This window comes from Streptomyces niveiscabiei (assembly GCF_033794345.1).
GTDB lineage: Bacteria > Actinomycetota > Actinomycetes > Streptomycetales > Streptomycetaceae > Streptomyces > Streptomyces niveiscabiei.
Genome location: NZ_JARAYJ010000005.1, coordinates 386,932 through 395,648 on the forward strand (window position 1 = coordinate 386,932; position 8,717 = coordinate 395,648).

Annotated in this window: 6 protein-coding genes and 1 rRNA gene; 4 read left to right on the forward strand and 3 right to left on the reverse strand. The window is 71.7% G+C overall.

Annotation, left to right across the window (positions count from 1 at the left end):
• Window positions 1-59: 59 nt before the first annotated feature.
• Window positions 60-2,027, forward strand: a complete 1,968-nt coding sequence (locus tag PV682_RS10035) for an acetoacetate--CoA ligase (protein ID WP_319726269.1) — start codon at window positions 60-62, stop codon at window positions 2,025-2,027.
• Window positions 2,028-2,048: 21 nt separating this feature from the next.
• Here PV682_RS10035 and PV682_RS10040 read toward each other — a convergent pair whose 3' ends face one another.
• Entirely contained in the window at window positions 2,049-3,368 is a 1,320-nt protein-coding gene (locus PV682_RS10040) for an aminotransferase class I/II-fold pyridoxal phosphate-dependent enzyme (protein ID WP_319726270.1), read from the reverse strand.
• 45 nt (window positions 3,369-3,413) lie between these two features.
• Here PV682_RS10040 and PV682_RS10045 point away from each other — a divergent pair, with 45 nt between their 5' ends.
• Both PV682_RS10045 and PV682_RS10050 read left to right on the forward strand, forming a co-directional pair.
• Window positions 3,414-4,688 carry an MFS transporter gene (locus PV682_RS10045; RefSeq protein ID WP_319726272.1) on the forward strand — a complete coding sequence of 425 codons (1,275 nt, stop codon included), beginning with the start codon at window positions 3,414-3,416 and terminating at the stop codon, window positions 4,686-4,688.
• 29 nt (window positions 4,689-4,717) lie between these two features.
• Window positions 4,718-5,614, forward strand: a complete 897-nt coding sequence (locus PV682_RS10050) for a hypothetical protein (protein WP_319726274.1) — start codon at window positions 4,718-4,720, stop codon at window positions 5,612-5,614.
• A gap of 99 nt (window positions 5,615-5,713) precedes the next feature.
• Here the strand turns inward: PV682_RS10050 and ptsP are convergent, their stop codons facing one another.
• Together ptsP and PV682_RS10060 are read right to left on the reverse strand one after the other, a co-directional pair.
• Complete coding sequence (gene ptsP, locus PV682_RS10055; protein ID WP_109362892.1) at window positions 5,714-7,384, reverse strand: phosphoenolpyruvate--protein phosphotransferase; 1,671 nt, start codon at window positions 7,382-7,384, stop codon at window positions 5,714-5,716.
• Window positions 7,385-7,496: 112 nt separating this feature from the next.
• Window positions 7,497-7,946, reverse strand: a complete 450-nt coding sequence (locus PV682_RS10060; protein ID WP_319726276.1) for a PTS sugar transporter subunit IIA — start codon at window positions 7,944-7,946, stop codon at window positions 7,497-7,499.
• A 674-nt stretch (window positions 7,947-8,620) separates the two neighbouring features.
• On the opposite strand from PV682_RS10060, the gene PV682_RS10065 reads away from it, so the two are divergent.
• Window positions 8,621-8,717, forward strand: a 16S ribosomal RNA gene (locus PV682_RS10065); the annotation flags it as partial.

Sequence of the window (8,717 nt, forward strand, 5' to 3'; positions counted from 1 at the left end):
TCACATGGCATCGTCCGTGTCAGCCGCCGCCCTCACGCGCACCGCCCGGGAGCCGCCCCATGTCGACCCTGAACCCTCGGCCGCTCTGGCAGCCGGACGCCGAGCGTATCGCCCGCGCCAAGGTGACGAAGTTCCAGGCCTGGGCGGCGCGGCAGCACGGCGCGCCCGCCGACGGCGGCTACCCCGCCCTGCACGCCTGGTCGGTCGCCGAACCCGAGGCGTTCTGGACGGCCGTCACCGAGTGGTTCGACGTCCGCTTCTCGACGCCCTACGCGCGCGTGCTGGGCGACCGCTCGATGCCCGGCGCCCAGTGGTTCCCCGGCGCCACCCTCAACTACGCCGAACACGCCCTGCGCCACGCCGCCACGCGCGCGCACGAACCGGCCCTCCTGCACGTCGACGAGACCCACGAGCCCCGCCCGGTCACCTGGTCCGAGCTGCGCCGCCAGGTCGGCTCCCTGGCCGCCGCCCTGCGCCGCCTCGGAGTACGGCCGGGAGACCGCGTGAGCGGCTATCTGCCGAACGTTCCGCAGGCGGCGGTCGCCCTGCTCGCCACGGCCGCCGTGGGCGCCGTGTGGACCTCCTGCGCCCCCGACTTCGGCGCCCGCAGCGTCCTCGACCGGTTCCAGCAGGTCGAACCGGTCGTCCTGTTCACCGTCGACGGCTACCGCTACGGCGGCAAGGAGCACGACCGCCGCGAGGTCGTCGCGGAACTCCGCCGCGAACTGCCCACTGTGCGCGCGGTCGTCCACATCCCCCTCCTGGGCACCGGCACGCCCGAGGGAGCCGTCGACTGGGCGTCCCTCACGGACGGCGACGAGGAACCCGTCTTCGAACAGGTCCCCTTCGACCACCCCTTGTGGGTCCTGTACTCCTCCGGCACGACCGGCCTGCCCAAGGCCATCGTCCAGTCCCAGGGCGGCATCCTCGTCGAGCACCTCAAACAGCTCGGCCTGCACTGCGACCTCGGCCCCGAGGACGTCCTGTTCTGGTTCACGTCCACCGGCTGGATGATGTGGAACTTCCTGGTCTCCGGCCTCCTCACGGGCACGACGGTCGTCCTGTACGACGGCAGCCCCGGGTACCCCGACACGGGCGCGCAGTGGCGCGTCGCCGAACGCACCGGCGCCACCCTCTACGGCACCTCGGCGGCGTACGTGATGGCCTGCCGCAAGGCCGGCGTGCACCCCGCGCGCGACTACGACCTCACGCGCGTGCAGTGCGTCGCCACCACCGGCTCCCCGCTGCCCCCGGACGGCTTCCGCTGGCTGCACGACGAGGTGGGCGCCGACACCTGGATCGCCTCCGTCAGCGGCGGCACCGACGTGTGCTCCTGCTTCGCCGGCGCCGTCCCCACGCTCCCGGTGTACACGGGCGAGCTCCAGGCCCCCGGCCTCGGCACCGACCTCCAGGCGTGGGACCCCCAGGGGCGGCCCGTGACCGACGAGGTCGGCGAACTCGTCGTCACCAACCCCATGCCGTCCATGCCGATCCGCTTCTGGAACGACCCCGACGGCAGCCGCTACCACGACAGCTACTTCGACACCTACCCCGGCGTCTGGCGCCACGGCGACTGGATCACCGTCACCGCGCGCGGGTCGGTGATCATCCACGGCCGCTCCGACTCCACGCTCAACCGGCAGGGCGTACGGATGGGCTCCGCCGACATCTACGAGGTCGTCGAACGCCTTCCCGAGATCAGGGAATCCCTGGTCATCGGCGTCGAACAGGCCGACGGCGGCTACTGGATGCCGCTCTTCGTGCACCTGACACCCGACTCCGTCCTCGACGAGGCCCTCCTCGACCGCATCCGCGGCACCATCCGCGAACAGCTCTCCCCGCGCCACGTCCCGGACGAGGTCATCGAGGTCCCCGGCATCCCGCACACCCTCACGGGCAAGCGCATCGAGGTGCCCGTCAAACGCCTCCTCCAGGGCACCCCGCTGGAGAAGGCCGTCAACCCGGGCTCCATCGACAACCTCGACCTGCTGGGCTTCTACGAGGACCTCGCCCGCAAACGGGCCTGAGAACGCCCCTGAGGGCCCCTCTCAGCCCCCGTAGGTGGCCTCGGACTCGCCCAGGACGCCGGCGAAGTCCTGGGCCAGCAGCGCCCCGTCAGCGGGTTCGAGGTCGGCCACCGAGATCCGTACGCCCGGCCCGGCCGCCAGCCGGAACCGGGCCCCTGCCGCGACCCACCAGCCGCGCGAGCGCAGCCCGTTGACGACCGCCGACTCGTCGCGCACCGGCACCCACACGTTCATCCCGCTCACGCCGTGCGCGGCGATCCCGCGCGCGGACAGCTCCCGCAGCAACGCCGTCCTGCGCAGCCCGTACGCCTCGCGCGCACGCGTGACGAGCGCGCGCGTCGCGTCGTCGGTCATCAGGCCGTGCACGGTCTCCTGGAGCAGGTGACTCACCCAGCCCGAGGTCAGCAGCAGCCGCCCGTCGTGCCGGGCCAGCGTCGTCGCGTCACAGGCCGCCGCCGCCCACCTGAGGTCGGTGCCGAGGAACTTGCTCACCGTACGCACGTGCACCCAGCGCGCGGGTCCGCCGTCGGTGAGCGTCCACAGCGGCGCGCCGGCCACCTCGGAGGCGTGGTCGTTCTCCACGACCAGCACGTCCGGCGCCGTACGCAGCACCCCGGCGAGCGCGTCCCTGCGCGCACGCGTGAAGCACCCGCCGTACGGGTTCTGCGCGCGCGGGCTGCACACCACCGCCCGCACGCCCGCGCGCAATGCCGCCTCCAGTGCCTCGGGCCGCACCCCCTCGTCGTCCACGGCGACGGGTACGGCCCGCAGGCCCAGGGCGGCGACCAGGTCCAGGAGGTGGTGGTACCCGGGGTCCTCCATGGCGACGGCGTCGCCGGGGCGCAGCTCCACGGAGAGCAGCCGGGCGATCAGATCGAGCGCGCCGTGCGCGAACGTCACGTGCTCCACCGGCACACCGTCCGGCGCGAGCCGGTCCCGTACGGCTTCTTCGAGGCGGGCCAGCCGCGGTGTCGAGCGGTGCGAGCGGGCGCCGGGGGAGAGGCGTGAGGGCGGGACCAGGCCGGGGAGCAGCGCGGGGTCGGGATGGCCTCCGGCGAGGTCCCGCAGGCCCTCCGGGACCCTCGGCGGGCGGCGCGGCGCCACCGACGGCACCTCTGCCACCACCGTCCCGCCCCGTCCCCGGGTCACGACGATGCCCCGCGCGCGGAGCTCCTTGTAGGCGGTGGCGACCGTCCCGGGACTCACCCCGAGGCCGTCCGCGAGCCGCCGTACCGGGGGCAGCGCTGAGCCCGGCCCCAAGGAGCCGTCGGATACGCCCCGTTCCACGGACGCGGCAATCTCCTTGGCCGTCGCCCCTGTGATCGCATATTGTGTTGCCACATTTGACATTATGTATCAATACAAAAAATGACGCAAGGGGGAACCATGGCGCTGACGCGTCGGAAAACCACCGGAGAGCCCCGCATACCCGGCGGACCCGACGGCCGCCGCATGGTCGTCATCGCCCTCGTCGACCGCATCGGCAGCGGCCTGTGGGCCACCGTCTCCGTCCTGTACTTCACCTACGTCGCCCACCTCTCCCTCGCCGAGGTCGGCACCCTCGCCGCCGTCGCCGGAGCCCTCGGCATCGCCGGCGCCCCCAGCGGCGGCCTGCTCGCCGACCGCTTCCCGCTCACCCGCGTCCTCGTCGCCGTCCAACTCCTGCGCGCCGCAGCCTCCTTCGGCCTCCTCGCCACCGACCGGTTCGCCCTCCTCCTCGCCCTCACCGCACTCGGCGGCTTCGGCGACCGCGCGAGCAGCGTCCTCACCAAGCTCTACGCCACCCGCGTCGCCGGCCCCGACCGCGTCCGCTACCAGGCCGTCCAGCGCACCGTCGCCAACGCGGGCTGGGCCATCGGCGGCCTCGTGGCAGCGCTGGGCCTCGCCCTCGGCGGCACCGCCGCCTACCGCTGGCTCCTCCTCGGCGACGCCCTCTCCTTCACCGCCGTCGCCCTGCTCACCCTGCGCTGCGGCGAACCCCCCTCGCCCGCCCGCACCGTCGCCGACTCCGACACCCCGGCGCAGGCGGCCCGGCCCCGAGGTCCCTGGCGCGACCGCACCTACCTCGCCTACGTCGCCACCGAAGCCGTCCTCTTCCTCGACGACGCCGTCTTCAAGGTCGGCCTCCCGCTGTGGATCGTCCACCTCGACACCGCACCCCACGGCCTCGCACCCCTGCTCATGGTTCTCAACAACCTCCTCGTCGTGGCCCTCCAGGTCCCCATGGCCCGCTTCGGCGCGACCACCGCCGCCGCCCGCGGCCTCCTCCTCCCGCTCTCGGCCGCCTTCGCCGCGGGCGGCGCCGCCATGGCCCTGGCCGCGACCGGCGGCGCCGTCACCGCGACCCTGCTCCTCACCGCCGCGGCCACCGCCTTCACCCTCGCCGAGATCCTCCACGCCACCGTCTCCTGGGAACTCTCCGTCGCCCTCGCCCCCGACACCGCCCAGGGCGCCTACCTCGGCGTCCACGGCCTCGCCCAGTCCGCCCAGCGCACCGTCGGACCACTCGCCGTCACCGCCGCCATCGCCACCGGCCCCCTCGGCTGGGCCGCATTCGGCACCGTCATCGCCCTGACCTGCGGAATCCAGCACCGACTCGTACGAGCCAGGCTCGCGCAGACCCCGTTGTCAGTGCCGCCGGTTACTGTGAGTGAGCATTGACCGAACGCTCTGCACACAGGGGGAACCCCATGAACCACACCGACCAGCGGACCATGCGCCGGGACCTGCGCCGCGAGATCGCCGGCACCATCGGCCTCCTCACCGACGAACACGACTTCAGCGCCATGCGCCGCTACCGCACCTTCACCTTCGACGACCACACCACCTACCTCCGCCAGGTCGAAGCCGTCCTCAAGACCCGCGCCGCCGAAGGCACCCACACCAGCCTCGCCCTCTTCGACCCCCAGGACTACGCCGACTACTGCGCCGACCACGGCCTCGACCCCGACACCCCGCAGACCCGAGGCCGCTACACGGCCGAACTCGCCGCCACCGGCCCCGTCATCGCCTACGACGGCGGCCCCCTCACCGACCTCGTCCCCACCCTCGTCGACGAAGCCGTCCGCCGCGCCACCTGGGAATATGCCGCGACCCTCCTCGCCCGCCTCGGCGCCTGCGCCTCCTGCGGCGAGGACATCGGCCGCGCCGCCTTCACCCGCGCCTCCGCCCTCCTCACCCGCATCCTCGCCAGCGCACCACCCGGCCACCGCCACCTCGTGTGCAGCGTCTCCACCGCACCCGAAACCCTCATCGCCGTCCTGCACGCCGAATCCGCCCCCGACGGCACCGCCCGGCTCGACGAGACCGAAGCCCTGGAGTTCACCACGATCCTCGCCCTCGGCATCGCCACCCACAGCCCCGGCGGACTCGTCCTGCGCGTCACCGCCCCCGGCACCCGCGACCGCGTCCACGGCTGGCGCCTGCGCGGCGAGGACCTCGAACCCCTCACCGCCGCCGAGGTCTTCGACGCCTACTGCACCGACGCCGAGTCCGGCGACCTGATCTCCCCCGAGTCCGACGTCGACTACTGCGCCCCGCCCGACCTCGGCGACGACCCCCTGCCCCCGACCGACCACCACCACTGACCAGGACAAGGACGAAAGACACCGGACGACGCCAGGGGCGCCCCACCCGAAGGCGGGACGCCCCTGAACCCGAACCGCAGAGAGGAGCACGCCCCTCGACTACTCGCCCGACAGCACCGCCTGAGCCGCGGCCCGCGCCTCCTCGGCACTGTCCGTCGCCCGCGCCGCCGCCGCGGCCCGCTCGCACTGCGCCAGCGTGTGCTTCGCCAACGCCGCCCGCACATAAGGAATCGAAGCCGACCCCATCGAGAGCGAGGTGACCCCCAGACCGGTCAGCACACACGCGAGCAACGGGTCCGCCGCGGCCTCACCGCAGACACCACAGCTCTTGCCCTCCGCCCGGGCCGCCTCCGCGGACAGCGCGACCAGATCCAGCAGCGCCGGCTGCCACGGATCCTGGAGCCGTGACACGGCACCCACCTGACGGTCGGCGGCGAACGTGTACTGCGCCAGGTCGTTCGTCCCCAGCGACAGGAACTCGACCTCCTGGAGGATCGACCGAGCCCGCAACGCCGCCGAAGGGATCTCCACCATCGCCCCGAACTTCGCCCGCAGCCCCGCCGCACGGCACGCGTCCGCGAACGCCCTCGCGTCCGCCCGGTCCGCCACCATCGGCGCCATCACCTCAAGGTGCACCGGCAGCCCCTCGGCAGCCTCCGCCAACGCCGCCAGCTGCGTCCCCAGCACATCGGGGTGCTCCAGCAGCGACCGCAGCCCCCGCACACCCAGCGCCGGGTTCGGCTCGTCGGCCGGCGTCAGGAAGTCCAGCGGCTTGTCCGCGCCCGCGTCCAGCACCCGCACGACGACCCGGCCCTCGGGAAACGCCTCCAGCACCTGCCGGTACGCCTCGACCTGCTTCTCCCGCGACGGCGCCTTCGTGCTGTCGTCAAGGAACAGGAACTCCGTACGGAACAGCCCGACACCCTCCGCGCCCGCCTCCACAGCGGCAGGCACGTCCGCCGGACCACCGACGTTCGCCAGCAACGGCACCTTGTGCCCGTCGGCGGTCAGCCCCGGCCCTGTCGACGCGGCCAGCGCGGCCTTCCGCGCGGCGGCAGCGGCCGTCAGCTCCGCCTTCTTCTCCTCGCCCGGCTCCACGAAGACCTCACCGGAACTCCCGTCCACGGCGATCACCGTCCCCTCGGCCAGCTCCCCGGCCCCGGGCAACGCCACCACGGCCGGCACCCCGAGCGCCCGCGCCAGAATCGCGCTGTGGCTGGTGGGCCCACCCTCCTCGGTCACGAACCCGAGCACCAGCGCCGGATCCAGCAACGCCGTGTCGGCCGGCGCCAGATCCCGCGCCACCAGCACGTACGGCTCGTCACTGTCCGGCACACCGGGCATCGGCACCCCCAGCAACCGCGCGACGATCCGGTTCCGTACGTCGTCGAGGTCGGCCACCCGCCCGGCGAGGTACTCCCCGGCACCCGCGAGCAGCTCGCGGTACGAGGCGAAGGCGTCGTACACGGCACGCTCGGCCGTGCTGCCGACGGCGATCCGCCGGTCCACGTCGGCCATCAGCTCGGGGTCCTGCGCCATCATCGCCTGCGCTTCGAGGACCGCCTGGGCCTCGCCGCCGGCCAGGTTGCCGCGTGCGGTCAGATCGGCCGCCACCGCGTCCACGGCCTGGCGGGCGCGGCCCTGCTCGCGCTCCGCCTCGTCGGCCGGGATCTGCTTGGCGGGCGGTTCCAGGACCGCCGTCCCCATGTGCCGTACCTGGCCGATCGCCACACCGTGGCTCACACCGACGCCTCGCAGCGTTGTCTCCATCTCACCGTCTCCGATAGTTGCGACGGCACGCGCCGCCGCGATGGTCGTGCCTGCCCACCGGCCGTCGGCCTACAGCCGGTGTGTCACTGCTGTCGTGCTCACTGCTGTTGTGTCACCGCCAGGAGAACAGAACGTCCCCGGACTTCACATCGCCATCCTCGCGTACGTCACCGAGGGAGTCGGCGGTGGCCTCCAGCGCCACGACCGGGCACACGGGGGACTTGCCCGCCTCCTCCACGGCCGCCGGGTTCCAGCGCACGACCGCCTGCCCGCGTGTGACGGTGTCGCCCTTGTTCACCAGCAGATCGAAGCCCTGCCCGTTGAGCTGCACGGTGTCGATGCCGAGGTGGACGAGGACACCGTGCCCTTCGGCGTCGACCACGACGAACGCGTGCGGATGGAGAGAGACGACGACACCATCCACGGGGGCGACGGCCTCGGAGGGCTCACGCACCGGGTCGATCGCCGTACCCGGGCCGACCATGGCACCGGAGAAGACCGGATCCGGCACGGCGGCCAGTCCGATGGCGCGTCCTGCGAGCGGGGACGTCACGGTGGTCACGGAGTGCCTCCCAGAGGGTGGAGGGGATGGAGATGTACATGGACCGTCACTGCCTGTCTCCGGCAGTGCACTGTGCAGCAGCGTATGTCATATGAAGTACCAGTTCCGCACGAGAGTTCCCTATCTGCGGTCTAGACCAGTGGTCCAGACCATGACCCTAATCGATTTGCATGCCGTCTGGCGCCGCGTGTACAGTCGTACCCCTGCTTGAGGGTGAGCGACGCGGTCTCGCGTCCTGCTCCAGGTAGCATCCAACTAGCTCAGACTCCTTTTTCTAAGGCTTCTTTCTGCATGCTCGCAGAACGGTGGTCAGAAGGACCCGGAGAACCTGATAAAGTCGGAGCCGCCGGAAAGGAAACCGCGAAACAAAAGCGGGGAACTGGAAAGCACCGAGGAAATCGGATCGGGAAAAGGATCTGATAGAGTCGGAGACGCAAGACCGAAGGGAAAAGCCCGGAGGAAAGCCCGAGAGGGTGAGTACAAAGGAAGCGTCCGTTCCTTGAGAACTCAACAGCGTGCCAAAAATCAACGCCAGATTAGTTGATACCCCGTCCCCGGCCTTCGGTCGAGGATGAGGTTCCTTTGAAACAAACACAGCGAGGACGCTGTGAACGAGGGGATCATTCCTCCTCTCGTTCCGCTCTCGTGTGTGCGAACCGGATTACCGGTAAACATTCACGGAGAGTTTGATCCTGGCTCAGGACGAACGCTGGCGGCGTGCTTAACACATGCAAGTCGAACGATGAAGCCCTTCGGGGTGGATTAGTGGCG